Below are 23,376 nucleotides of genomic sequence, written 5' to 3'. Positions count from 1 at the left end.
CGCCAGCGTTCATCCTGAGCCAGGATCAAACTCTCCGAAGAAATGTTTGACTTGCTCAATTAAAAAATAAAATTTAACGTTGACGTTTGTCGCTTTGTTCAGTTTTCAAAGTTCAACCGCCGCTCTTGAGCGACTTTACTATCTTATCAAGTTATTAACGTAATGTCAACAACTTTTTTATTTCTTTTTGTTGTTTTCGCTTGTCTGCGTTAGCAACAGATATAAATATACCAAATCGTTTTCATAAAAACAAGGGGTAAATTAAAAGTTTAAATTTTCTAATATTATTAACTAAAAAAAGATGGCCGTAGCCATCTCTTTTTTAGCGTTGACGCATATGTGGGAATAATAGTACATCACGGATTGACGGTGCATTTGTTAGTAACATAACAAGGCGGTCAATACCGATTCCTAGACCACCTGTAGGTGGCATACCATATTCTAATGCCTCAATGAAGTCATCATCCATCTCATGTGCTTCATCGTTTCCTTGCTCTTTCTCTTTCAACTGAGCTTCAAAACGCTCACGTTGGTCAATTGGATCATTTAGCTCTGTAAATGCGTTCGCGTGTTCACGTGCAACGATAAACAGCTCAAAACGGTCAGTAAAACGTGGATCTTCCGCATTTTTCTTAGCCAATGGAGAGATCTCTACAGGATGTCCGTAAATGAACGTTGGTTGAATTAACTGCTCTTCTACTTTTTGTTCAAAGAATTCATTTACAATATGTCCATATTGCATATGTTCATTGATTTCTACCCCGTGTTCTTTCGCTAAAGCACGAGCTTCTTCAACAGATGTTTCTCCCCAGAAGTCTACGCCCGTATATTGTTTAATAGCATCGACCATATGAAGTCTTGTCCACTCTGGAGTTAAATCTACCTCTTGATCGCCATACTGAATCTTTGTTGTGCCAAGTACTTCTTGGGCAATATGTGCAATTAAGTTCTCTGTTAAAGCCATGATATCTTTGTAGTCCGCATACGCTTCGTACAATTCAATCATTGTAAATTCAGGATTGTGACGTGTAGATACACCTTCATTACGGAATACACGGCCAATTTCATATACTTTTTCTAATCCACCTACGATTAAACGTTTTAAATGAAGTTCAATCGCAATACGCATATAAAGTTCCATATCAAGCGCATTGTGGTGTGTCACAAACGGACGAGCTGCTGCTCCACCTGCGATTGAATGCATCATCGGTGTTTCAACTTCTAAATATCCATGATTATCTAAGTAACGGCGCATCGATTGAATAATACGGCTTCTTGAGATAAATGTTTGTTTACTTTCTGGGTTTGTAATTAAATCTAAGTAACGTTGACGGTAACGCTGTTCAATATCTTTCAAACCATGATATTTATCTGGAAGTGGACGAAGCGCTTTTGTTAGTAACGTAAAATCTTTTACTTTAATAGAAAGTTCGCCAACTTTTGTTTTGAATAAAACACCTTCAACCCCTACCAAGTCACCGATATCTACGCTGTTGAAGATTTCGTACTGTTCTTCGCCAATTGCATCTTTACGTACATAAAGCTGAATTTGTCCTGTTAAATCTTGAACGTGAGCGAAACCTGCTTTTCCTTTTCCACGCTTTGTCATAATACGACCAGCTAATGACACAGGCACTTCATTTTCTTCTAACTGTTCTTTTGTTAACTCGTCATACTCACTAATTAATTGCTGTGATGTATGTGTACGTTCAAAACGTTGACCAAACGGATCAATACCTTGATCTCGTAGGTTGCTCATTTTTTCGCGACGAACGAGAAATTGATCATTTAATTCTTCATGACTCATCGTTTACTCATCTCCATCGTATAATTAAGTTTTCCGAAACAGAAAAAAGGCCAGCATGTTTACTGGCAACTACTACGTTTCTTTAAAATTATTATAGGTTCAGTCGTTTCTCTATGTCAAATCGCTTTATTCTCGCTGTGCTTCTCTTTTTCTTCGATTTCTCTAACAAGCTACCGAATAGACCAACAACCTGCGAACCCAAATCTCAAAGTTTTTACTCAGAACTCTACTTTACGCCAATCTAAAAATGAATCAATTAATAAGATTCATTTTCACTTATGCAAATCATTACTATTATTTTCGAACATGTCTAGTATACCAGTTGTTTGCTCTCGAAATAATTTTACATCTTTTAAATCCGATAAACGTGTTGTGATGATTTCAACTTTTTCTTCTGCTACAGGGAGAATAAGAGATGGAGCTAGTTCGTTTAGAGGAACCATCACAAACGCTCGTTCAAACATTCGGGGATGAGGGACGCTCAGTCTATCCGTATGAATGACTTCATTACTATAAAGTAAGATATCTAAATCAAGGGTTCTAGGTCCCCATACAATCTCTCTTTTTCGGCCTGCCGCTTGTTCAATGGCTTGTAAACAATCTAAAAGGCGCTCTGACGAATACGTTGTTTGTATTTTTACTACCATGTTTAAAAAGCTTGCTTGATTCGTATACCCGACCGGGGCCGTTTCATAAACAGATGAAACAGCCACTACCTTAATCCCAGAGTGTTTCATCAAGCCAGTAACTCCGGACTTCAAATGTTCCATTCGATTTTCAATATTTGATCCTAATGCAATATATGCTTCTATTGTCATTCAACGGCTCCTTTTAATTTCAATAGCTACCGATTGATAATAACCCGGAATTGGCGGATCGGGCTTATATACCTTTACTGTACAAGCCTGCACAAGTTCGTAATTAGCAAGCAATTCAGATGCAATCGTTTCGGCCACCGTTTCAACTAAATTGAACGTGCGCTTCTCTACAACTTCCTGACATGTTTGGTATAAATCTGCATAGCTCACCGAGTATTCTAAATTATCCGTAGTACCAGCCTGCTTTAAATCCAGTTCTACAGTTAAATCCACGTGAAAACGCTGCCCTAATTTATTTTCTTCTGGAAATACGCCATGATATCCATAGAACCGCATATCATTCACATAAATTTTATCCATCTTTAACCTCTCCTTTCGCTTTTATACATGTAGCTCGTTTCGACTCATTAGTGACATCGTGTAAGAGCGATACTCTTTTTGCAACTGAGCTGTCAGCGTATGGTTTCCTACTGAAAACTGCTTATCTTTTATACTTCGAAGAGGTACGATTTCTTGAATGGAATTTGTAACGAAAGCTTCATCACCCTCCAAGAGCTGTTCCACCGTAAATAAGCCTTCTACAACCTCTATGTTTTTCTTTTGTAAAAGCGTAAAGATAAACTGTCTCGTAATTCCATTTAAGATACCTGTTTCAAGAGACGGCGTATATACACAATCATCTTTTACAAAAAATAAATTTGACACAATACCTTCGGCTAAGAACCCTTCTTTTGTTAAAAAGATACCCTCTTTATTTAAGTCTGAACCAACTTCTCGTTTAGCTAGTACATTATTTAAATAATGATGAGACTTCAACCTCATGGTTCCTTCAGGCGTATTTCGTTTCGTCTCAAGAATAAGCCCCTCTTTTACAAGGGGGCTCGATGGATGAGGCATTGATTTCATATATACGATTGTAGATGGCTTATCGTATTCTTCCACTTGCAATCCAATTCCGCCATTTCCTGCTGAGACATTTAATCGAACATACGCATTTCTCTCATTGTTTTTCATTAACAGACTATTAATGATTCCCAACACGTCCTGTGTAGAGTAGTCCCATACAATATTTAATTCATGTAAGCTGCTACGCAGTCGATCCAGATGATCTTCCACTAAAAATGGATGACCTTCATAAACTCGTAATGTTTCAAACAGCCCTAGTCCATACATATATCCGTGATCAAACGGAGAAATAGTGGCTTCAGATGCAGGCTTTACTTCGCCATTTACGTATATATACATATCATTACACTCGCTTTTTTTCGTAAGTTTCAATAAAATTCTTCAGCATTTCTTTACCGTAAGAAGTCATGATAGATTCAGGGTGGAACTGTACCCCTTCAATAGGTAATGATTTATGGCGAATCGCCATAATTTCATCTTCTGCTGTCCACGCTGAAATTTCAAAACAATCCGGCAGTGAACTTTTTTCTACAATCAAAGAATGATATCGCGTTGCCGTGAACGGATTATCAAGACCTTTAAAGATAGTACGGCCATCATGATGCATTTCAGATGTTTTACCGTGCATTAATTTATCCGCACGAATCACATTCCCTCCAAAAGCTTGCCCAATCGACTGATGCCCTAAGCATACGCCAAATATTGGAATCTTACCTGCAAAATACTCGATGGCTTCTAGACTGATTCCCGCTTCGTTAGGACTGCATGGTCCCGGGGAGATCATCAAGAAATCTGGATTTAGCACTTCAATTTCAGAAAGTGTAATTTCATCATTTCTTTTTACAAGAAGCTCATGCCCTAGCTCACCTAAATACTGTACTAAATTAAACGTAAAAGAATCATAATTATCAATCATTAATATCATCTTTACTCACCCTCACTCAGCTCATTTTCGCTCTGCTCTTTTGCTTTCCATAGTGCAATTGCTTTTTTCAGTGATTCTTTGTATTCGTGTTTCGGATTTGAATCAATCACAACACCCGCACCAGCCTGCACATAAGCTTGGCCGTCTTGAATAATCATAGTGCGAATCGCAATATTTAATTCCATATCTCCATTGAACCCAATCCAACCAATCGATCCTGTATAAATTCCTCGTCGAACTGGTTCAAGTTCTTCAATGATTTCCATTGTACGAACTTTAGGTGCTCCAGTAATCGTTCCTCCAGGAAAAACCGCATCTACAATATCTACAAAATCTTTATTGCGCGCGAGCTTGCCTTTTACATTAGACACAATATGCATCACATGTGAATACTTTTCAATAACCATAAACTCGTCAACATGAACCGTACCATATTCGCTTACTCTACCAAGATCATTACGCTCCAAGTCGACAAGCATCACATGCTCTGCACGCTCTTTTTCGTTATGAATAAGCTCATCCGCTAACTGTTGGTCTTCTTGATCATCCTTACCTCGAGAGCGCGTTCCCGCAATCGGTCTCGTACTGATTTCATCACCGGCTTTTTTCACTAATAGTTCTGGTGAACAGCTCACAATGTGAAATTCTTCTGTCTGCATATAAGACATGTAAGGAGACGGGTTGATTTTTCGTACCTGTTCGTAGATATGCATAGGATGAGTTTGAAGCTGTTGAGACTGTCGAACAGATAAGTTCACTTGAAACACATCGCCTTGCCCAATGTACTCATGTACGCGAGTTGTGGCATCTGAAAAAGCAGCTTCAGACATCGAAACCTCACTCTTTTCGGCAACACGATGAATCCGCTCATATGAGAGTCCTTCAGCACTTGCCTCCATCCAGTCCTTTTTGTATTGATCAATACGCTTATGTGCCTGCTCTTTACAATCTGCTTCGTCATTAACGATAATCCAGAGCTTTTCCTTTTCTTGATCGTATACAAATACGTCATCAAAAATAAGGAAATAAACGTCCGGCGTTTTCAATGAATCTTCAGCAAGTTCAGGTATAGTTTCTACATAGCGGATATAATCATAGCTAATAAAGCCAATTGCTCCACCTTGAAAAGGAGGAAGATCTGGATTCACCTCTGCTTCAAACTTCTTCACCCAGTCTCGCATAAGATGAAGCGGATTACCTTTTTGAACAGTAGCTTGGCCATCCATTTTGATATGAAGCTCGTTTTGTTCACCTCGCAAAATGGCTACAGGTTTTAATCCCATCATTTGAAACTTTCCGCCTCGACCGCTTTCAAGCAGGATATGATTCGGTTCCTCTTTTGACAACTCTTGATATTTTTTGAACCATTGGTTTTTAGAGATAGAAATAGATTCGCCCCAAGTCATTCTTTGCTGCATTTGTTCACTCTCCTAAAAATAAATCACCTGCTTTCATTTTACATGATTCTCAGATGAAAAAAAACAGCTTCATATAGAAGCTGTTTTTTTATCGTTTTTATGCTTGTGTTTGTTCTTCGAATTGGAACAACGGAGTACTTAAGTAACGCTCACCGTTACTTGGAATAATCGCTAACACTTTTTTACCTTTTCCAAGCTGTTTTGCAGCCTTTAACGCAGCATAAATCGCAGCCCCAGAAGAGATACCTACTAGTACACCTTCTGTTTTTGCTACTTTACGGGCATATTCAAAAGCTTGGTCGTTTTGAACAGCGACAACTTCGTCATATACTTCTGTGTTAAGCGTATCCGGAACAAAGTTTGCACCAATTCCTTGAATTTTATGAGGTCCTGGTTGACCACCGCTTAAAATCGGAGAATCAGCTGGCTCTACCGCATAAATTTTGATATTTGGGTACTTTTCTTTCAACACTTCACCAGCACCTGTAATAGTACCGCCAGTACCGATACCTGCCACAAATCCATCTAGCTGATCGCCAAACTGCTCGATGATCTCTTTAGCCGTTGTTTGACGGTGCACTTCTGGGTTTGCCTCGTTTTGGAACTGTTGAGGAATAAAGTAGCCGTGCTCTTTTGCAAGCTCAGTTGCTTTATTAACCGCCCCTTTCATTCCTTCTGGACCTGGTGTTAACACTAACTCTGCACCGTACGCACGAAGCAGATTACGACGCTCAATACTCATCGTTTCAGGCATTGTTAAAATAGCACGGTATCCTTTTGCTGCAGCTACCATTGCTAAGCCAATTCCTGTGTTACCGCTTGTTGGTTCAATGATTGTGTCGCCAGGTTTTAACACACCTTTTGCTTCCGCATCTTCAATCATTGCTAATGCGATACGATCTTTTACGCTGCTTCCCGGGTTCATAAATTCTAATTTTAAATATACATCCGCCATATCTTCTTCAACTAGACGGTTTAGTTTTACGATTGGTGTTTGACCAATTAACTCTGTAATTGAATTTGCAATACGTGCCATATGACCACTCCTAATACCAACTAATTTTATTGATTTTGTATACAATTTATCAGATGTTTTCTAAATTGTCAATCATTTTGTCTTTCCATTTACCTAATTTTGTTATATTTTTAGATCAATATATACAGAAATAGAACTTGATATCTATAAAAAAAGGCGCTCATTTATAAAATGACGCCTTTTAAGAATCTTTTATTTCATTTAAATTGCTTGTTCTTTCATTTCTTCAAGCTGCTTTTTATCAAAACGATAGGTTTCATTACAGAAATGACACTGGGCTTCAGCTTGGCCGTCTTCCTCAATCATTGATTGAATCTCTTCTTTTCCTAAGCTGATAATGGCATTAGCAATTCTTTCTTCTGAGCACTGACATTTGAACTCTACAGGCATTGTCTCCAGAAACTTTACATTTTCTTTTCCAAGAACTTCTTCTAAGATTTCCTCAGGAGAAAGACCTTTTTGAATCAGTTTTGAAATGGGCTCAATCGTTTGTAATCGTTGTTCAATAGCTGTAATCGTTTTATCATCTGTTCCTGGCAGAAGCTGAATGATAAATCCGCCCGCAGCTAAGATTGTGTTATCAGGGTTAACAAGTACACCTACACCTACTGAAGATGGAACTTGTTCAGATGTCACGAAATAATACGTGAAATCTTCTCCTAATTCTCCCGATACAATAGGTACTTGTCCGTTAAATTGATCACGCATTCCGATATCTTTTACGACACTTAGCGTGCCATCTGTACCTACAGCACGTGCTACATCTAATTTTCCATGCTGATTTAAATCGAAGTGCGTTTGTGGATTCGTTACATATCCACGCACTTCCCCTTTAGCATTGCTATCTACTAAAATAACGCCAATTGGGCCGCGGCCTTCAATTTTAATTGTTAGCTTTTGCTCACCCTTTAGCATAGCCCCCATCATGACTCCCGCAGTCATTGAACGTCCCAATGCTGCAGAAGCTGTAGGCCATGTATAGTGACGGCGCTGCGCTTCTCCAACTGTATCCGTTGTTTTTACTGCATAAGCGCGAACTTGACTATTGTAAGCTAGTGCTTTTACTAAATAGTCACCCATAATATACACCTCTTACTCCATATTTTTTGTATAAATTATTTGCAATCCTTTTAAAGTCAAAAATGGATCCACAATATCAATAATATCCGACTCTTTAGCAATCAATGTTGCGAGTCCTCCAGTAGCAATAACTTTAGGATTTACTGTTGCTTGCTCTTTCATTCTTGCTACAATTCCTTCTACTTGTCCAACGTATCCATATAAAATACCTGCTTGCATCGCAGATACTGTATTTTTTCCCACAATGCTATTTGGTCGCGCAATTTCAATTCGCGGAAGCTTAGATGCTCTTGAATAAAGAGCTTCTGTCGAAATATTAATACCAGGGGCAATCGCACCACCCATATATTGCTTATTTTCATCAATATAGCAATACGTGGTTGCGGTACCAAAATCAACGATAATTAAAGGGCTTCCGTACAGCTGAATTCCAGCAACAGCATTTACAATACGGTCTGCTCCCACTTCACGCGGATTTTCATATTTAATATTTAAACCCGTCTTAATTCCAGGACCAACAACAAGCGGCTTTAAATGAAAATACTTTTGACACATTCTCTCCAATGCAAACATAATAGGAGGAACAACAGAGGAAATAATAATACCATGAATATCTTTAAAAGATAAACTAACGTGCTCAAGCAAGGCTTTGATTGTCATGCCATACTCGTCTTCTGTTTTATTACGGCTTGTTTCTACACGCCAGTGATACTTTAATTCATCTCCATCGTATACACCTAATACCGTATTCGTATTTCCAACATCTAATACAAAAATCATTTCAATCACCACTTTATATAAATTCAGTATTCACACTGAAACCATCATACCATAACTGGTAAATAGACGTGTATATTCTAGATAAAATAGGAATATAATGACACGATTCTCTAGTGGATATCCTACTTATCCACCATATATACGAAAACCTTTTACCAAACCTAACTTTTGCCCATTAAAAAAATCAGTGGAGAATATCTCCACTGATTTTTATTTTCTTATGCTTTTGGCTCTTCGTCGTCTGTCTTTGTTTGGATGTTTACTTTAACATCTTCATCTGTTACGTGACTAGAACGATCTGGAAGAGTTCCATGATCTACTAAGTGGTTGATTTGCTCAGCGTCTAACGTTTCTACTTCTAACAATGTTTGAGCTACAAGCTCTAACTTGTCACGGTTTTCCGTTAAGATCTGCTTCGCACGCTCATAGCTTTCTTTAATGAAACGTTGAATTTCATTATCAATTTCATGAGCAATCGCATCACTGTAGTTTTGTTCACTGTGTAAATCACGACCTAAGAATACTTGGCCTTGTTGTGATTGACCGAATTGCATTGGTCCTAACTTTTCACTCATACCGTATTCTGTTACCATTTTACGAGCGATGCTTGTTGCACGCTGGAAGTCATTGTGAGCACCTGTACTCACTTCGCCGAAAATAATTTCCTCAGCTACGCGACCACCAAGCAATCCAACAATTTTATCCAGCAGCTCTGGCTTCGTCATAAAGTAGCGATCTTCTTTTGGTAACATAACAGCATATCCACCAGCTTGCCCACGTGGAACAATGGTTACTTTATGTACCATATCAGCTTCGTCTAATACGACACCGATAATTGTATGTCCTGCTTCATGATAAGCAACAATATTGCGTTCTTTTTTAGAAATAACTCGACTTTTCTTAGCTGGACCTGCAATTACGCGGTCTGTTGCTTCGTCAATGTCAACCATTTCAATTTTCTTTTTGTCCTGTCTAGCAGCTACTAAGGCAGCTTCGTTTAACAAGTTTTCGAGATCTGCACCTGAGAAACCTGGCGTACGCATAGCAATTGCTTTTAAGTTTACTGATTCATCTAAAGGCTTATTGCGAGCATGTACTTTAAGCACTGCTTCACGGCCATTTACATCTGGACGATCTACCGTAATTTGACGGTCGAAGCGGCCTGGACGTAATAACGCTGGATCTAAAATATCCGGGCGGTTTGTTGCTGCAATGATAATGATACCTTCGTTAGCACCAAAACCATCCATCTCAACAAGCAATTGGTTCAATGTTTGTTCACGCTCATCGTGTCCGCCACCAAGACCTGCGCCACGTTGACGACCTACAGCATCGATTTCATCAATAAAGATAATACATGGAGCATTCTTCTTCGCATTTTCGAATAAATCACGAACACGAGAAGCACCGACCCCAACAAACATTTCAACAAAGTCTGAACCACTGATAGAGAAGAAAGGAACGCCTGCTTCACCAGCAACAGCTCTTGCTAATAATGTTTTACCAGTACCAGGAGGTCCCACAAGTAAGACACCCTTCGGAATTCTTGCACCTAGCTCTGCGAACTTACGAGGATCTTTTAAGAACTCAACAACTTCCACAAGTTCTTGCTTTTCTTCGTCTGCACCAGCTACGTCTTTAAATTTAACCTTTTTCTTTTCTTCACTGTAAAGCTTAGCCTTACTTTTACCGAAGTTCATAACGCGGCTTCCGCCACCTTGAGCTTGGTTCAGTAAGAAGAAGAATAGGATGAAAATAATAACAAACGGAATGATTGACGTAAAGAACGTTACCCAGCCGCTTGTTTCATCAGCAGGTTTAAAATCAACTTCTACTTGATTATTTTCTGAAGCAGCGTCAATACGATCAAGTGCTTTGTCACCATCTACGATGTAAGTTTGGAACGTTTGATCCTTTTTATAAGAATCTAACTTCCCTTGCACAACATACACGCCTCTTTCAGGCTTCATAGAGAGTGATTTCACATCACCTTTGTCTAAGTGTTGAACAAATGTATCGTATCTCATTGGTTCTGCTTTTTGATTAGAGCCACTAAAGAAGCTTACCACGCCAATAATGACTAAAAATATAAGTAAATAAAAGATGGTATTACGGAAGATCCGATTCATTTCTTACCTCCTCCCACGATAAACAAATACTGTATTCAATACTAACATAGAACATTTATCCTATCCAATAAATTGCACTTGGATATGTGCTTATTAATTGCTGTATACTTGCGGTTTAAGAACCCCAATATACGGCAGGTTACGATATTTTTCTTGATAATCTAATCCATACCCTACTACGAATGCATCAGGTACTTCAAATCCAACGTAATCTGCTTTAATAGATGCTTTACGACCTGTTGGTTTGTCTAAGAGTGTGACAATCTTAATTGACTTAGCTTTACGGTACTTGAATAACTCTACAAGATAGCTAAGCGTTAAGCCGCTGTCGATAATATCCTCTAAGATAAGAATGTCTCGACCTTCAACTGATGTATCTAAATCTTTTAGGATTTTTACTTCACCAGAAGAAACCATCGCATTGCCATAACTTGATACATCCATAAAATCCATTTCTAAATATGTATCAACACGCTTAATTAGATCAGACATAAAAGGCATAGCGCCTTTTAATACACCGATTACCAAAGGAAAACGGTCAGCGTATTCCTCAGATAATAGCTTACCCAATTCTTTTACTTTCTGTTGTATTTCTTCTTCTGAAATCAAAATTTCTTGAATATCCTGCTTCATTCCTTACTTGCCTCCTAGAAGTTTTCGCTACTTATAGTATAAAATAACATATCTGGACTTATGTGTATGCAGTTCATAAGCAGATTTTTTCAAACCAGGTAGCCACAAAATAGTTCCTTGGCTATCTTCCACTACCGGCCAATGATCTCTGAAGTGTAAAGGGATTTTTTCATCGATAAAAATATCCTTTACTTTTTTATGTCCCTTCATGCCCTTTACTCGCATTTTATCGCCATTTTTTCGTGTCCTTACCTTTAATGATTGTAAATCGTGAGCTTCATCTAAAAGAAAAACATCGTTTCCTTTTATATCTTCGACTTTATTATGTATTTCACAAATAAGCTGGTGACCATTTGGAAGCTCGACGACCCCTGGAATCGGAACAATAAATTCATATGGTTCGATGTCCCCCTCATTAAAGGTGAAAAGACAGTCGTTGTAAGATCGGATAATACGTAAACCATTTGGAAAGTCAAGCGTCCCAGACGGTTTTTCACTTTCACAAAATCCTACTAACGTGTCAACATGCGTTGAGGAAAGGGTTGGAGGAATTTCTTTATAGAGATAGTTTAATATTAGTTGAATACCACGCCTTTGTAAAGGCTTGCGTATCCTTAGAAAACAATCTCTATCAATGAGAATTTCATTTTGCAATTTCTTTCTCATTACTTTATTCATCACATCGGTCGTTAATTCCTCTAAGTATGCTTGATCTTCATGCAAGTTCTCGCTAAATTGTTGAAATTTTTCATGTACAGCTGCGTTTTCTTGCTTTAAAAATGGCAAAACGTAATGGCGAAACCGATTTCTCGTGTACGAGTCTTTCTCATTACTCGGATCAATCCGAGGGGTAAGCCCATGTAGCTTACAGTAGCGATTGATTTCTTCTTTCGTTACGGCTAGGAACGGCCTAATAATAAATCCATCCGCATATGGCCGCTTGGGCTGCATCCCTGCGTATCCATTCATCGTACTACCTCGGACCATTCGCATTAACATCGTTTCAATCTGATCATCTCCGTGATGTCCTAATGCAAGAAGATTTGCTTTGTGCTTCTTCATAACATGAGTAAAAAATGTATAGCGGCATTCTCTGGCTGCTACTTGAGAAGATAACTTTCTTTCCTTCTGATAGGCAGTAACATCAATCTGCTTCGCCTCACATTTAATATTCAATTGTTTGCAGTAGTTCTGCACATATTCCATATCTTGCTGTGACTCTTTGCCCCGGAACATATGATCAACATGAGCAGCAATAATCGTGAGAGATTTTTGCTCTTTCAGACTCCATAAGAAATGCAGCAGTGCTAAAGAATCAGGACCACCAGAAATACCTACAACCACCGTAGAGCCTGCGGATAATAACTGATGTTTTGTCATAAAATTGTTCACTTGCTTTTCCATAGGAATGACTCATCCTTATAATGTACACGCAATAATGTATCATTAATTTACTTTATACGAATGACTATAAGGAAAGTTTCACAATTTCTCCAAACTTTATAGCACTTGAATAAATAGATATAAAATATAAATCAACATTACGGACGTACAAAGTAGTAGCGTCTCTAACACGTGAGAACGCTTCTTCTTTACTTTAACACGAGGGGCAGACGGTTGACGAACGTTTTGAGGCTTTGTTCCTTTACTTTTTGCCCCTCTTCTTTTTTCGACCGATAACACCTCTATTTTCATTTCTTTAGCTGACTTATACTTTCCCGTAACCGCTTGATACAAAACGTCTCCGAAAGGTTCCAACTGCTTTGTTGTTAATATAAATTGTGTTAATTGTTCAGCCGGTTTGTCTGTTTTATTAATTCGCTTGCCATAAGCTGCGTGAATCAAAACCATAGATGCAGCAAACAAATCATAGGTCGGTTCTGCTTTTCGGGAGCCAAGCCCCCAGTGCGCTCGATCATAAAAGTCGGTAAATTCTTTTATTGACCGCCCTTGCAGAGTTGTTCCTCCCACGTCAATCCATCGAACTTTTACAGGGTTAGATGTTACGACCAGGTTTTCTGGTTTTAAATCGCCAAATACCCAACCTTCTTCATGAAGGTTTTCCAAGTCTGTTAAGAGCTGACTTGCAAATACTTGCAGCCATTCTGTCCCTCTTGTTGAGATAAAGGAAAGGAGAGGCTGCCCTTTCACATACTCCATTACATAGAAGGAAAGAGCATGAGAAACATAGCTCCAATCATCTACATCAAGTAAGCGCGGTCCTAGCACTTTGTCTTTGACTTGAGAGAGCTTTTTTAATACATTCACTTCTGCTGTAACAGACATGTTGGAAAAGCTTATTTTTAACGCTGCTAGCGTTCCGTTTACTAATTGAACTAAATAGACAACTCCAGTTGCCCCCACGCCTAATTTCTCAAGAATTTTATAATGGACGTGATGCCATTTCCCTTGAATTTCTGTTCCCGGAGATAGGTTACATACCTGATTCTTCAATGTATTGTTCATTATTTTTTAACAACCCTCTCAATGAGCGCTTTTTGGTGAAATAATGAGTAGCCTCTTTGATAGCCGGTCCAGTAGGCGTAATACCTCCTGCTGTTAGTTTTGGAAAAATCGTTGAAAGCGACTCTAATCTTGGATTCCAGTCCATTAGCTTCTCTACATCTTTCTTTTTCCCAGGAAATAAAAAGATTGAAAATTGATTATGCCCCATCCGAGCATTCAAGCTTAACGATAAATCTAACAGCGACTCCTTTACAGTAGGAAGCTTATTTTTCATACTTCCGCTCATGTCAACTAAAATAAGAATCTCTAAGTCAACCGTTTCGCCAAGCTCATCAACGACTTCCATGATTTCTCCTCGCTTCTCAGGAGATAACTCTTCTAATCTTGAATTAGAGGAACCTAGAATTTGCTGAAGTTCTTTATTTACAACGCCTTGAAGTGTTTGCGTCATTGCCTGTCTTGTAACCATTTGAACAGTTTGAGAAAGCTGTTTTACGTAAACAATTTGACTCACGCCACCGCCTGACATGGCAATGCCTTCTATTTCATTCGTGCTTTGCTCATCAATTGTGTCCTCTTCCATCACACCAATAACGTTTACACTAATCCCTTGTTCTTTAGCCAGTGCTGCCATTGCTACCGGATCTTCACCTGTATTCGAACCACCGTCCGTAATGACCAACATCTGTTTCAATGTACCTTTTTTCATAAAAAAATCCCCTCCTCATTATCAGTATTAACATGATAGACGAGGAGGAGATAAAATATACTTCTATCTAACTATTGTGCTTTTTTACGATAAGCGTAAGAAGGAATCGATGACCATTTCGGGGTATTGTGCTGAAGTTTTGCCACAACTACCGTCATATCATCTTCAATTAAACCTGATTTTGTTCGAATAACTTCTTCCATAATTAAGTCTGCAATTTCTTGTGGATCGTTTGTTTGAAGCTCGCCAATTTTTCGCTTCATCCACATTTCGTAGTTCTCAACGTGTTTCGGTCCTTCAAATACGCCGTCACTCATCATAATTAATAAGTCTTCCGCCTTCATTTGTTCATTCACAACATCCACTTCAAATTCTTCAATAATGCCCATTGGCAAATTACTTGCCTGTATTTTAATCACCTTATCTCCACGTTTGATAAAGCTTGGTGTAGAACCGATTTTCAAGAAGTTTACATTAGCATCTTGTAAGTCAATCATCGCTAAGTCTAACGTAGAAAAGATCTCATCGTTTGTACGCAGCGATAAAATAGAGTTAATCGATTTAATTGCAATTGTCTCTTCTATTCCTGTTTGTAAAATTTGTTTTAACAGCTGAAGCGTTTCGCTGCTTTCATAGTGGGCACGCTCTCCATTCCCCATACCATCGCTAATAGCTAGTGCATACTTACCGGCGTTTAGCTCAATCATGGAGTAGCTGTCACCGGATACAAACCCTCCGCCTTTAGCAGCATGTGCTACGCCTGTATCAACAACGTACGCTTTTGTACAGCCAAACGAAACGTGGCAATAGCCTTGAGGATATTTAGCACATTCTTCGTTCTTTACTACAATACTTTCACCTAAAATATCTGTAAGCATTGGCGCAATAATCTTCTCGCATTCTCCTCTTCCGTGACAATATGGCACCCACATTTCAATATCTACATTTCCAGGTTCTAAGCTATAAATTTCAATTTGATTGATTTCCATCCCAAAGTTACGAAGAGCTTCTAAAATCTGTTCTTCTTGTACATTTAAATTTTCGCGCTCTCGCTTAATTTCTTTTGCAAAATTCCCCATGACTTCAGAAACACCGTGAAGCTGTTCTGCTACAATCCTTCTACTTTCTTGAATTTGGGCTTTTAAGTGCTGATTGGCTTTAAAATACGTAAGTTCATGCTCAATCACATCGATGACTTTTTTCGATTTCACACAATGTTTGTCCATTTCTCGAATTAGTCTTGGATTTTGCTCAAGAGTGCCATTATCAACTTCAAGCATAATTTCCTTCATATATTCATAGGTTGTATCAAACTGCTGTGCCCAACATTGTTCTTTTTTAAAACAAAATTGGCACGTCCTTTCGGTAACGCTGCTTAAGAAATAATCGACTTCTTTATCCGCGCTTGGCTTTTCATCATAAAATCCATTTTGCGTGAAGCTTTTGGAAAGTGCTTGAAAAACATTTGAGAACTGTTCTACGCGATTCGCTGTTACATCTCGGATCTTGCGCACGTACTGCTGTTGTTCAAGCATGTTTTCAGATGTCCCTGGTACTAGTTTACTTAAGTTTTTCAAAACAAAAGATGGGGTTAATAAAAATAGGACAACGGCCGTCAGTGATTCATACAAATTAGTCGTCAAACCTTGATCTGCCTGAGCATATAGGCCAATTAGCAATGAACCAACAACCAGCCCAAGAGCTGCCCCTAGCTTTTTACCGTCTTTTAAAAGTCCTCCAAGCAAGCCGGAAAAAGCGAGTAAACTCATTTCATACAAACTGGAAACATTCGCGAAGCTTAAAATTAAACCGGTTACGACCCCTACCGTAGCTCCTATCGTAGGGCCAGATACAAACGCAAAAACTAATACTAAGTAACGAGATAATATATGTTCAGCCGAAAGCCCGTAAATCATCCACCCTATTGTCCCCGTCATAACAGATGCCAACAAAATAATAAGAGAGATCACTTCTTCTGTTTTTAATGATTGTTTTCTCTTTCGGTATGAAATTAAAGGCACGCTTTGTAAGAAAATCATTGTTAAGATAAAGCTCAACCCTGCTTCTACTGCCACAAATGTAAAATCATACATAGTGAATTCCTTGGTAAACACATAAAAAATAGTTAGTTTTGTAAGTAACATCGCGCTAAATACAGTGAACGGCAGCTTTTTTAACGGATCCATTGTCAGTATGCCGCTAAATCGATGAATTAGTAAGAAAACAAATAGTGTAGCAAATACGGTACCTCCATTTTGAATGGAAACACTAAATGCCCCTGCCAATACGGCTAAACTTGCTAACGGTGCTTTTTCTTTCTTTATAGCCATTACAGCTGCAAAGAATGGCAAAGCAAATGGCATGATTTTCATTAAAATTAACGCTCGTCCTAATAAAAAACCTACGACTAGCAGCAACAATCCCCATTGAAATAACACCTTTTCCGTTTTCATACCCGCCTTTGTAAATACACGGGACATTTCTAATCTAGTTCGGTTAAATACCGCCTCTGTTGTTGGACTTGCAAAATCTCTTTCCGTCTTTTGCATTCTCCCACCACCCGCTAATTATACTTATTCGTTATTATATCGCGGCGAAAGGTGAAATTTTGTCAAACGGACTAGCAAAATACCTATAATCGTTCGACTATTTTCTAGTATTATATTGAAAACTATACAAAAAGATGTACAATCTTACATGGCGATTTAAAAAATATCAGAGATACTGTTAAAGCCTATACTCATCATTCTTTTTTAAAAGCAAATAAAAGTCTATAAAAATAATAAAAAAGTTATTGACAATATCCCAGCTTTTTTATATTATTATAAATGTCTTTTAGAGAACGTATAATGGCGGTGTAGCTCAGCTGGCTAGAGCGTACGGTTCATACCCGTGAGGTCGGGGGTTCGATCCCCTCCGCCGCTACTCGAATAACGGCCCGTTGGTCAAGCGGTTAAGACACCGCCCTTTCACGGCGGTAACACGGGTTCGAATCCCGTACGGGTCATCAAAAAGCATGTACAACAGTACATGCTTTTTTTCTACTCTTTTTTACATATAAAAAAAGCACCTTTTAGATAAAAGGTACTTTCCAAAAACTCGCTATCTATTTGATATAAGCAGCAAGTTAACCGCGTTTTGCACCGCGTCCACCGCGTTTTGATTCGGTATGGCGTTTTAGGGAAGATAAACGTTCTTCACTGTCTTTTAAGAAACGATTCATTTTTTGTTCGAATGTTTCTTTTGTACGGAAATCATTACCGCCACCACGATTGTTATTACGTTGTGGGCGTGAATCACGTGGACGGTCTGAGCGTGGCGCTCTTGCAGGACGCTCTGGTCTTTCTGGACGTTCTGGTTTGTCTACCGCTTTCTTAATTGAAAGACCGATTTTACCATCTTTCTCAACGTTAATTACTTTGACTTCAACTTCGTCGCCCACTTTTAAATGGTCGTTAATGTCCTTTACGTAATTATCAGCTACTTCACTGATATGAACCAAGCCTGTTGAACCTCCTGGTAACTCAACAAAAGCTCCAAAGTTCGTAATACCTGTTACCTTTCCCTGTAACTTGCTGCCTACTTCGATTGACATAAAAAAAATGCTCCTCCTTAAATGATAAAAGAAATCAATTTATTATATTATACAAAAAGCAAAAATACACTGTCAACGAACCATACGTTTAGTCTTTTTTTACATTAAAGATAATTTCCCCGTCTTCTGATAAAAAATAATCTCTGCGGGCAATCTTTTTAATATAATCATCGTCATTTAACTTGACGACTTCACCTTTTAACTGCTTTTGCTTGCTTTGTAATTTTGTCAGCTGCTGTTCTAATTTCACCTTCTCAGCTTTTTTGTTCTCAATAGCTGAGGTTTGCGTAATTAAAGCTGATACCATCAATCCACCAATGATTAAGGCCAACACTCCGAAAACAGTCAAACGCCTAATTAAACCGATACGCTTTCGATCTGTATTTTGTTTAATTTGCTCTTGTTTGTGGCTATAATCAGTATTTAACTTCGCGACCTTTTTTTTTCGTACCGCACTCATTGAATTAGTCGTCCCCCTTGTTTTTTAAAGTGTTCACCCATGCAACGATTCTCATTATCATATTCTTTGCACGATTGTAAATTCCTTCTATATACCGAAAACCCATATGTAAAAATCGTTTTACAGGTTTAGGCATCATTCTCCAAAATACGAAAAGAACCCACCTGGTCGGTACGTAAATAAGCTTTAGACAGAATACGAGCAGCTTATGAACGGCTCGGTAGATTCCTAAAGCGACTACAAGTAGAATATGAATAAAGAAGCGGATAGGCTTGACCAAAAAAATATTACTAAGCGTTAAAACACCTCGATATAAACTTAATACGCTCGAGACAGTAAATGTTAATACTTTTAAATACAGTGATTGAAATAAGCTTTGATACGCAGCAAAGCCGCAAAACAAAGCAAGAAACGCATACAAACGCAGTTCTCCTTCATTCACTAAAAACAACACATAAAAAATGAGAAGAGCTTGCACCATCCAAAACAATACGTCATTCACAAATACAAACCATGGGCGTGATTTAGAGCGATTAACAAAGTAACGATAAGTATCGAGAGAAGCACCTAAACCGCTTCCCATCGATACCATCGCAAGCATTGTATAGAGCTGAATGTTTAAACTCATCGAAACAACTTACTAAAGAATCCTTTAGCCTTCTCCGATTGGTTCTCATCTAAGTAAACTATATCAAAGATTTTTCCTTTTATCGATACAATTCCTTGATCAACGTCTAAATTTTTCATTTGCAGATTTTGCCCTCTAACTGACAAGAAACCCATCACTGTTTCAAGTAAAAATTCCTCATTGTCAAAGCTCTCTACCTGCTTCACACCCGTGATATCTAAGAGACGCCGACCCTTCATCACTAAATCATGATTTGGAGTATGGTCTTTGTTTGAATTGCTTGTTTCGTAAAATTGGCTCATATCTTCATCCCCACCTCATTCATTAAGAGCATTCGCTCTTGTTATCTGTTGTTTAAAACATATGAATGAGAAAGCTGATTTAGAACAAGCCTTCATCAGTTATACTTCAGAGGAAATACGCTCTTCTTTGACAATTGAGTACAAATTAGCTGCTTCTTCTTTTTTAGCTGCTTCTTGAAGAGCCTCTATTTTAACGGTAATTTTCTTCGTGCCAAATGTGATGGCTAATTCATCTCCTACTTTCACATTTGTGCTTGCTTTTGCAACGATACCATTAATCGTAATACGGCCCTTGTCTGATACTTCTTTTGCCAATGTACGGCGCTTAATTAAACGTGATACTTTTAAAAATTTATCTAACCTCATAATTCCCTCACCTTTCTGTTTTACAAACCTGTTTTTTTGGCTTCTTCCCAAAATTCGTCTAACTCTTCTGACGAAAAAGATTCAAATGGTTTTTCAGAAGCTCTCACTTTTTCTTCAATATATTGAAATCGATTTAAAAATTTTGTATTCGTTTTAGCTAATGCAGCTTCAGAGTCAATTTTATAAAATCTTGCAATATTCACTAAAGCAAATAAAATATCTCCAAATTCATCGCTCATTTTTTCTTTATCAGCATGCTGTACTTCCTCTTGGAATTCAGCAAGTTCTTCCTGTACTTTTTCCCACATAGGTTCAACTTCTGACCAATCGAAACCAACTTTTGCAGCTTGTTTTTGGTATCCATGCGCTTTCATTAAAGAAGGCATAGCCTCAGGTACAGAAGCTAACAGAGAAGAAGGTTCCTCTCCTTTTTCTTCTTTTTTGATTTCATCCCAATTTTTTAAGACCTCATCTGCATCATTCACGCTCACGTCCCCAAATACATGCGGATGGCGTCTTACCATTTTCTCTGAAACACTGCGAATGACATCATCAATTGAAAACATTCCTTCATCTTCACCGATTTGTGCATGAAGCAATACTTGCAGCAATACATCACCGAGCTCTTCAATCATATTATCGTCATCTTGACGGTCAATTGCATCTAATAACTCATAAGACTCTTCTAGCAAATAGCGCTTGAGCGATTCATGCGTTTGTTTTTGATCCCAAGGACATCCGTTTGGCCCTCTAAGCGTGGCAATAATCCTTCTGAATGCGTCAAATTGATGATATAAAATTGTTTCGTCTGCTACTGGAGGGACATAAATAGTCGTTAAGTTATTGAGCGACATTTCTCTATCCAATTCATACAGCTTGACCGGCTGGATTTTTTCTTCACTGCTTCCCGCTGCTGTTACAATGTAAACGAGGTAATCATCAGGAACATGTTCCATCAGCGTGAGCTTTACCTCTGAGGCAACGAACTGATCGTATACTTGAGCAATTAGAACATGACCCGTTAACTCTATTTCGCTTCTCTTTAAGTCTGTTCCGTCTAGCAGCTGAAACCCTTCAATAGGATCGATCTTTAGCGCACCAAAAATCGGGTCTAAGAAGCTTTGTCCTCCTTTAATTTCAACAGGAATGCCTCGTTCTTTTCCTTTTTGTAAAAGTAATTGAACCGTACGTTCTGCCACTAAAGGGTGCCCAGGAACGGCATACACCACTTCTTCTATTGAAGCTTTATCGATTAAATCATTTGATATATGTTCATATACCTCTTCAAATGCATCATACGATTCGTATATGTCATCATAGGATACATACGTCAAGCCTTCACTTTCTAATTCTTTGATTACAGGATGTTCTTTTGTGCGCATATAAATATGCTTCTCCTGCTGTAGCAAGCGATAAATGCCTACAGGTAGCTGTTCTAAATCGCCTGCTCCTAAACCAATAACTGTTACTTTACCTGTCATTGCTTCACCTTCTTATTTATTTTTTAATACGTATTTAGCTAAAACACTTCCCATTGGAAGTAAACGTAATTCCTCTTCGGTAAAAATGTGTTGTTTCATAATGATAAACAAATAAAACAAACCGCCTATTAAAACACCAGCTCCGGTTTCAACCACTTGTTTGCTTGTATCTAAACCATTAGACCATACAAAGTGATGTAAACAAAATAAATAGCTTTGCAAAAGAACGACCATTGCTATGCCCGTTATAAAAATACCGCCACTCGCCTTTTTCGGAACAAGAGGTACAGCTAGCTTTTTATACAGACAAAATAGATTGATTGCTGCAACGATAGCGAATCCAGCTGAGGAAGCAATGGCTGCTCCTATAGTTTGAAAATCTGGTATTAGCCAAAGATTCAATATCAGTTTGACTGCCATGCCAGCGATAACGGCTATTACAGGCGCAAAAACAGCTCCCGTCCCCTGCAGTACAGCTCCAGCAGTTGCTGCTACTGTTGTAAATATAACTAACAAGCTCAAAATTTGTAAAACGCCCGTTCCGTGGGAGTCACCGTATAAAAGCATATTAATGGGTTTCATCAGCGCAATCAAGCCAAAAGCTGCTCCAACTCCGACTACAAGCGATAGACGGAGAGACAGCTGAACTTTTTCAACCACAAATGATAGATTCCTTTTCGCAATGGCTGAAGAAATAACAGGTACAAGCGAAAGCGAAAAAGCTGTACCTACTACTGTACCTAATTGAATCAACGGAAGCCCGCGGTCGTAAATACCTTTTAAAATTTGTGAAGCTTTTTCAGCCATGCCGTGCGCCGTCAGACTAGAATATAAAGTAAAGGAGTCAATAAGCTGGATAAACAGCAGACCCATACCGCTAATACAAATTAATAAGCCTTGAATAACAAGGATTTTAAATATTCTCTTGATGTCTGCTTTTTTTATGCGTTGAAATACTCCCTTAGAATTTGTTTTTGTTCTAAAAACAAATAAAAATAAAATAATAAGGGATGTTATACCGCCTGTTATAGAACCAAAAATAGCTCCCGCCCCTGCAGTATATAAATCATACCCATGTTGGATCAAAAAAATAGACAGACACAAAATAGTCCCTACCCGTACAACTTGTTCTGCAATTTGAGACAGCGCTGTAGGAAACATATTATGTAATCCTTGATAATAACCACGAATAACAGCAATAAACGGAATAAGTAAAAAGGAAAATGAAATAATTTGAATGAGAACCGTTAACTTACGATCTCCCATCCACTCGGCAATCGTTTCTGCGAAAATATATTCAAAAGCAAATATCGTGCAGCCTACTACAAACAAAAAAGCAAACGAAACTTGAAGTATTCCTCGGATTTCCTTTCTCCGATTTGTTACCGCATACTCAGCTACTAACTTTGAAATAATTACAGGGAAACCATATGTACCTAGCTGTAGCGCAATTCCATATAGCGGATAAACTTGCTGATAGATATAAAACCCTATATCTCCCGCAATATGGTGATATGGAATACGATAAGTGGCACTTAAGATTTTCGTAAATAAACCTGCGAGCGTTAAAATAACGGCGCCGTTAAAAATAGAATAGAGCTTTGACTGTTTCTGCATTCCTACACCTTTCACCTGCAGCTTGTAATGATATAAACAGCTCTTTTTATTAGCCGCTAACCGCAATAGAATAGAGCTTTGTTCTTATAAAACATCCTGCACTTTCCAATAAATAAAATACCGTACCATTATACCATGTTCTGTTTATTTCTAAGGTAAGACAGCATGAAAAAAGGCAGCAGAAACTGCTACCTTTTCAGTAAATAATGTAAAATAAAGA

At 38.3% G+C, this 23,376-nt stretch carries 22 protein-coding genes and 2 tRNA genes; 2 read left to right on the top strand and 22 right to left on the bottom strand.

What is annotated here, in order from left to right; all coding sequences use genetic code 11:
- Positions 1 to 322: 322 nt before the first annotated feature.
- From lysS to spoIIE, 15 genes are all read right to left on the bottom strand, one after another.
- Complete coding sequence (gene lysS / locus MMB68_RS26920) at positions 323 to 1,807, bottom strand: lysine--tRNA ligase (RefSeq protein WP_221785730.1); 1,485 nt, start codon at positions 1,805 to 1,807, stop codon at positions 323 to 325.
- 272 nt (positions 1,808 to 2,079) lie between these two features.
- Positions 2,080 to 2,625: a 2-amino-4-hydroxy-6-hydroxymethyldihydropteridine diphosphokinase gene (folK, locus tag MMB68_RS26915; protein WP_269871974.1), complete on the bottom strand. Its 546-nt coding sequence runs from the start codon at positions 2,623 to 2,625 to the stop codon at positions 2,080 to 2,082.
- Positions 2,626 to 2,985 (bottom strand): dihydroneopterin aldolase, encoded by a 360-nt coding sequence (folB, locus tag MMB68_RS26910; protein ID WP_221785732.1) that lies wholly within the window; start codon positions 2,983 to 2,985, stop codon positions 2,626 to 2,628.
- Positions 2,986 to 3,006: 21 nt separating this feature from the next.
- The gene (gene pabC, locus MMB68_RS26905) at positions 3,007 to 3,870 is read right to left on the bottom strand and encodes an aminodeoxychorismate lyase (protein WP_221785733.1); all 864 of its coding nucleotides are present in this window, start codon (positions 3,868 to 3,870) and stop codon (positions 3,007 to 3,009) included.
- Between the two features lie 4 nt (positions 3,871 to 3,874).
- Entirely contained in the window at positions 3,875 to 4,456 is a 582-nt protein-coding gene (pabA, locus tag MMB68_RS26900) for an aminodeoxychorismate/anthranilate synthase component II (protein ID WP_013054890.1), read from the bottom strand.
- 2 nt (positions 4,457 to 4,458) lie between these two features.
- On the bottom strand, positions 4,459 to 5,874 hold the full coding sequence (gene pabB / locus MMB68_RS26895) for an aminodeoxychorismate synthase component I (RefSeq protein ID WP_221785734.1): 1,416 nt from the start codon (positions 5,872 to 5,874) through the stop codon (positions 4,459 to 4,461).
- Between the two features lie 97 nt (positions 5,875 to 5,971).
- The gene (gene cysK, locus MMB68_RS26890; protein WP_013054888.1) at positions 5,972 to 6,910 is read right to left on the bottom strand and encodes a cysteine synthase A; all 939 of its coding nucleotides are present in this window, start codon (positions 6,908 to 6,910) and stop codon (positions 5,972 to 5,974) included.
- Between the two features lie 201 nt (positions 6,911 to 7,111).
- Positions 7,112 to 7,990: an Hsp33 family molecular chaperone HslO gene (gene hslO, locus MMB68_RS26885; protein ID WP_221785735.1), complete on the bottom strand. Its 879-nt coding sequence runs from the start codon at positions 7,988 to 7,990 to the stop codon at positions 7,112 to 7,114.
- Between the two features lie 12 nt (positions 7,991 to 8,002).
- Positions 8,003 to 8,770, bottom strand: coding sequence for a type III pantothenate kinase (locus MMB68_RS26880; protein WP_013054886.1), 768 nt, complete (start codon positions 8,768 to 8,770; stop codon positions 8,003 to 8,005).
- A gap of 218 nt (positions 8,771 to 8,988) precedes the next feature.
- A complete protein-coding gene (gene ftsH / locus MMB68_RS26875) occupies positions 8,989 to 10,899 on the bottom strand; it encodes an ATP-dependent zinc metalloprotease FtsH (protein ID WP_013054885.1) in 1,911 nt (636 codons plus the stop codon).
- Between the two features lie 93 nt (positions 10,900 to 10,992).
- Entirely contained in the window at positions 10,993 to 11,532 is a 540-nt protein-coding gene (hpt, locus tag MMB68_RS26870; RefSeq protein ID WP_013054884.1) for a hypoxanthine phosphoribosyltransferase, read from the bottom strand.
- Between the two features lie 27 nt (positions 11,533 to 11,559).
- The gene (tilS, locus tag MMB68_RS26865) at positions 11,560 to 12,936 is read right to left on the bottom strand and encodes a tRNA lysidine(34) synthetase TilS (protein ID WP_260506999.1); all 1,377 of its coding nucleotides are present in this window, start codon (positions 12,934 to 12,936) and stop codon (positions 11,560 to 11,562) included.
- A 96-nt stretch (positions 12,937 to 13,032) separates the two neighbouring features.
- Positions 13,033 to 13,998 (bottom strand): protein kinase domain-containing protein, encoded by a 966-nt coding sequence (locus MMB68_RS26860; RefSeq protein WP_277549587.1) that lies wholly within the window; start codon positions 13,996 to 13,998, stop codon positions 13,033 to 13,035.
- The gene (locus MMB68_RS26855; protein ID WP_013054881.1) at positions 13,967 to 14,707 is read right to left on the bottom strand and encodes a VWA domain-containing protein; all 741 of its coding nucleotides are present in this window, start codon (positions 14,705 to 14,707) and stop codon (positions 13,967 to 13,969) included. Before MMB68_RS26855 ends, MMB68_RS26860 begins: the two co-directional genes overlap by 32 nt.
- A 71-nt stretch (positions 14,708 to 14,778) precedes the next feature.
- On the bottom strand, positions 14,779 to 17,256 hold the full coding sequence (gene spoIIE, locus MMB68_RS26850) for a stage II sporulation protein E (protein WP_013054880.1): 2,478 nt from the start codon (positions 17,254 to 17,256) through the stop codon (positions 14,779 to 14,781).
- Positions 17,257 to 17,558: 302 nt separating this feature from the next.
- Here spoIIE and MMB68_RS26845 point away from each other — a divergent pair.
- Positions 17,559 to 17,632, top strand: a tRNA-Met gene (locus MMB68_RS26845).
- A 10-nt stretch (positions 17,633 to 17,642) separates the two neighbouring features.
- Positions 17,643 to 17,714: transfer RNA gene (locus tag MMB68_RS26840), tRNA-Glu, on the top strand.
- Positions 17,715 to 17,834: 120 nt separating this feature from the next.
- Here the strand turns inward: MMB68_RS26840 and MMB68_RS26835 are convergent.
- From MMB68_RS26835 to MMB68_RS26805, 7 genes are all read right to left on the bottom strand, one after another.
- Complete coding sequence (locus MMB68_RS26835) at positions 17,835 to 18,302, bottom strand: S1 domain-containing RNA-binding protein (protein WP_013054879.1); 468 nt, start codon at positions 18,300 to 18,302, stop codon at positions 17,835 to 17,837.
- An 88-nt stretch (positions 18,303 to 18,390) separates the two neighbouring features.
- Positions 18,391 to 18,762, bottom strand: coding sequence for an FtsB family cell division protein (locus MMB68_RS26830; RefSeq protein WP_221785737.1), 372 nt, complete (start codon positions 18,760 to 18,762; stop codon positions 18,391 to 18,393).
- Between the two features lie 4 nt (positions 18,763 to 18,766).
- The gene (yabQ, locus tag MMB68_RS26825; RefSeq protein WP_050691224.1) at positions 18,767 to 19,390 is read right to left on the bottom strand and encodes a spore cortex biosynthesis protein YabQ; all 624 of its coding nucleotides are present in this window, start codon (positions 19,388 to 19,390) and stop codon (positions 18,767 to 18,769) included.
- Positions 19,387 to 19,692, bottom strand: coding sequence for a sporulation protein YabP (gene yabP / locus MMB68_RS26820; RefSeq protein WP_013054876.1), 306 nt, complete (start codon positions 19,690 to 19,692; stop codon positions 19,387 to 19,389). The genes yabQ and yabP overlap by 4 nt, the downstream gene beginning before the upstream one ends.
- A 99-nt stretch (positions 19,693 to 19,791) precedes the next feature.
- Positions 19,792 to 20,058: an RNA-binding S4 domain-containing protein gene (locus MMB68_RS26815; protein WP_013054875.1), complete on the bottom strand. Its 267-nt coding sequence runs from the start codon at positions 20,056 to 20,058 to the stop codon at positions 19,792 to 19,794.
- Positions 20,059 to 20,078: 20 nt separating this feature from the next.
- Complete coding sequence (yabN, locus tag MMB68_RS26810) at positions 20,079 to 21,539, bottom strand: bifunctional methyltransferase/pyrophosphohydrolase YabN (RefSeq protein WP_277448701.1); 1,461 nt, start codon at positions 21,537 to 21,539, stop codon at positions 20,079 to 20,081.
- A gap of 12 nt (positions 21,540 to 21,551) precedes the next feature.
- Positions 21,552 to 23,156: a putative polysaccharide biosynthesis protein gene (locus tag MMB68_RS26805; RefSeq protein WP_221785739.1), complete on the bottom strand. Its 1,605-nt coding sequence runs from the start codon at positions 23,154 to 23,156 to the stop codon at positions 21,552 to 21,554.
- Between the last annotated feature and the right edge of the window lie 220 nt (positions 23,157 to 23,376).

This window comes from Priestia sp. Y58 (genome assembly GCF_029522095.1).
In the GTDB taxonomy this organism is placed as follows: Bacteria; Bacillota; Bacilli; order Bacillales; family Bacillaceae_H; genus Priestia; species Priestia megaterium_E.
This window is presented reverse-complemented; position numbering and strand designations above follow the sequence as displayed.

What these genes read in the sequence shown, in the direction of transcription:
- folK (WP_269871974.1), bottom strand. Translation starts at nt 2,625, where the DNA reads ATGACAATAGAAGCATATATTGCATTAGGATCAAATATTGAAAATCGA.
- MMB68_RS26835 (WP_013054879.1), bottom strand. Translation starts at nt 18,302, where the DNA reads ATGTCAATCGAAGTAGGCAGCAAGTTACAGGGAAAGGTAACAGGTATT.
- yabP (WP_013054876.1), bottom strand. Translation starts at nt 19,692, where the DNA reads ATGAGCCAATTTTACGAAACAAGCAATTCAAACAAAGACCATACTCCA.
- MMB68_RS26880 (WP_013054886.1), bottom strand. Translation starts at nt 8,770, where the DNA reads ATGATTTTTGTATTAGATGTTGGAAATACGAATACGGTATTAGGTGTA.
- MMB68_RS26805 (WP_221785739.1), bottom strand. Translation starts at nt 23,156, where the DNA reads ATGCAGAAACAGTCAAAGCTCTATTCTATTTTTAACGGCGCCGTTATT.
- hslO (WP_221785735.1), bottom strand. Translation starts at nt 7,990, where the DNA reads ATGGGTGACTATTTAGTAAAAGCACTAGCTTACAATAGTCAAGTTCGC.
- spoIIE (WP_013054880.1), bottom strand. Translation starts at nt 17,256, where the DNA reads ATGCAAAAGACGGAAAGAGATTTTGCAAGTCCAACAACAGAGGCGGTA.
- folB (WP_221785732.1), bottom strand. Translation starts at nt 2,985, where the DNA reads ATGGATAAAATTTATGTGAATGATATGCGGTTCTATGGATATCATGGC.
- MMB68_RS26830 (WP_221785737.1), bottom strand. Translation starts at nt 18,762, where the DNA reads ATGAGTGCGGTACGAAAAAAAAAGGTCGCGAAGTTAAATACTGATTAT.
- pabA (WP_013054890.1), bottom strand. Translation starts at nt 4,456, where the DNA reads ATGATATTAATGATTGATAATTATGATTCTTTTACGTTTAATTTAGTA.
- MMB68_RS26815 (WP_013054875.1), bottom strand. Translation starts at nt 20,058, where the DNA reads ATGAGGTTAGATAAATTTTTAAAAGTATCACGTTTAATTAAGCGCCGT.
- MMB68_RS26855 (WP_013054881.1), bottom strand. Translation starts at nt 14,707, where the DNA reads ATGAAAAAAGGTACATTGAAACAGATGTTGGTCATTACGGACGGTGGT.
- lysS (WP_221785730.1), bottom strand. Translation starts at nt 1,807, where the DNA reads ATGAGTCATGAAGAATTAAATGATCAATTTCTCGTTCGTCGCGAAAAA.
- tilS (WP_260506999.1), bottom strand. Translation starts at nt 12,936, where the DNA reads ATGGAAAAGCAAGTGAACAATTTTATGACAAAACATCAGTTATTATCC.
- hpt (WP_013054884.1), bottom strand. Translation starts at nt 11,532, where the DNA reads ATGAAGCAGGATATTCAAGAAATTTTGATTTCAGAAGAAGAAATACAA.
- pabB (WP_221785734.1), bottom strand. Translation starts at nt 5,874, where the DNA reads ATGCAGCAAAGAATGACTTGGGGCGAATCTATTTCTATCTCTAAAAAC.
- yabN (WP_277448701.1), bottom strand. Translation starts at nt 21,539, where the DNA reads ATGACAGGTAAAGTAACAGTTATTGGTTTAGGAGCAGGCGATTTAGAA.
- MMB68_RS26860 (WP_277549587.1), bottom strand. Translation starts at nt 13,998, where the DNA reads ATGAACAATACATTGAAGAATCAGGTATGTAACCTATCTCCGGGAACA.
- cysK (WP_013054888.1), bottom strand. Translation starts at nt 6,910, where the DNA reads ATGGCACGTATTGCAAATTCAATTACAGAGTTAATTGGTCAAACACCA.
- yabQ (WP_050691224.1), bottom strand. Translation starts at nt 19,390, where the DNA reads ATGAGTTTAAACATTCAGCTCTATACAATGCTTGCGATGGTATCGATG.
- pabC (WP_221785733.1), bottom strand. Translation starts at nt 3,870, where the DNA reads ATGTATATATACGTAAATGGCGAAGTAAAGCCTGCATCTGAAGCCACT.
- ftsH (WP_013054885.1), bottom strand. Translation starts at nt 10,899, where the DNA reads ATGAATCGGATCTTCCGTAATACCATCTTTTATTTACTTATATTTTTA.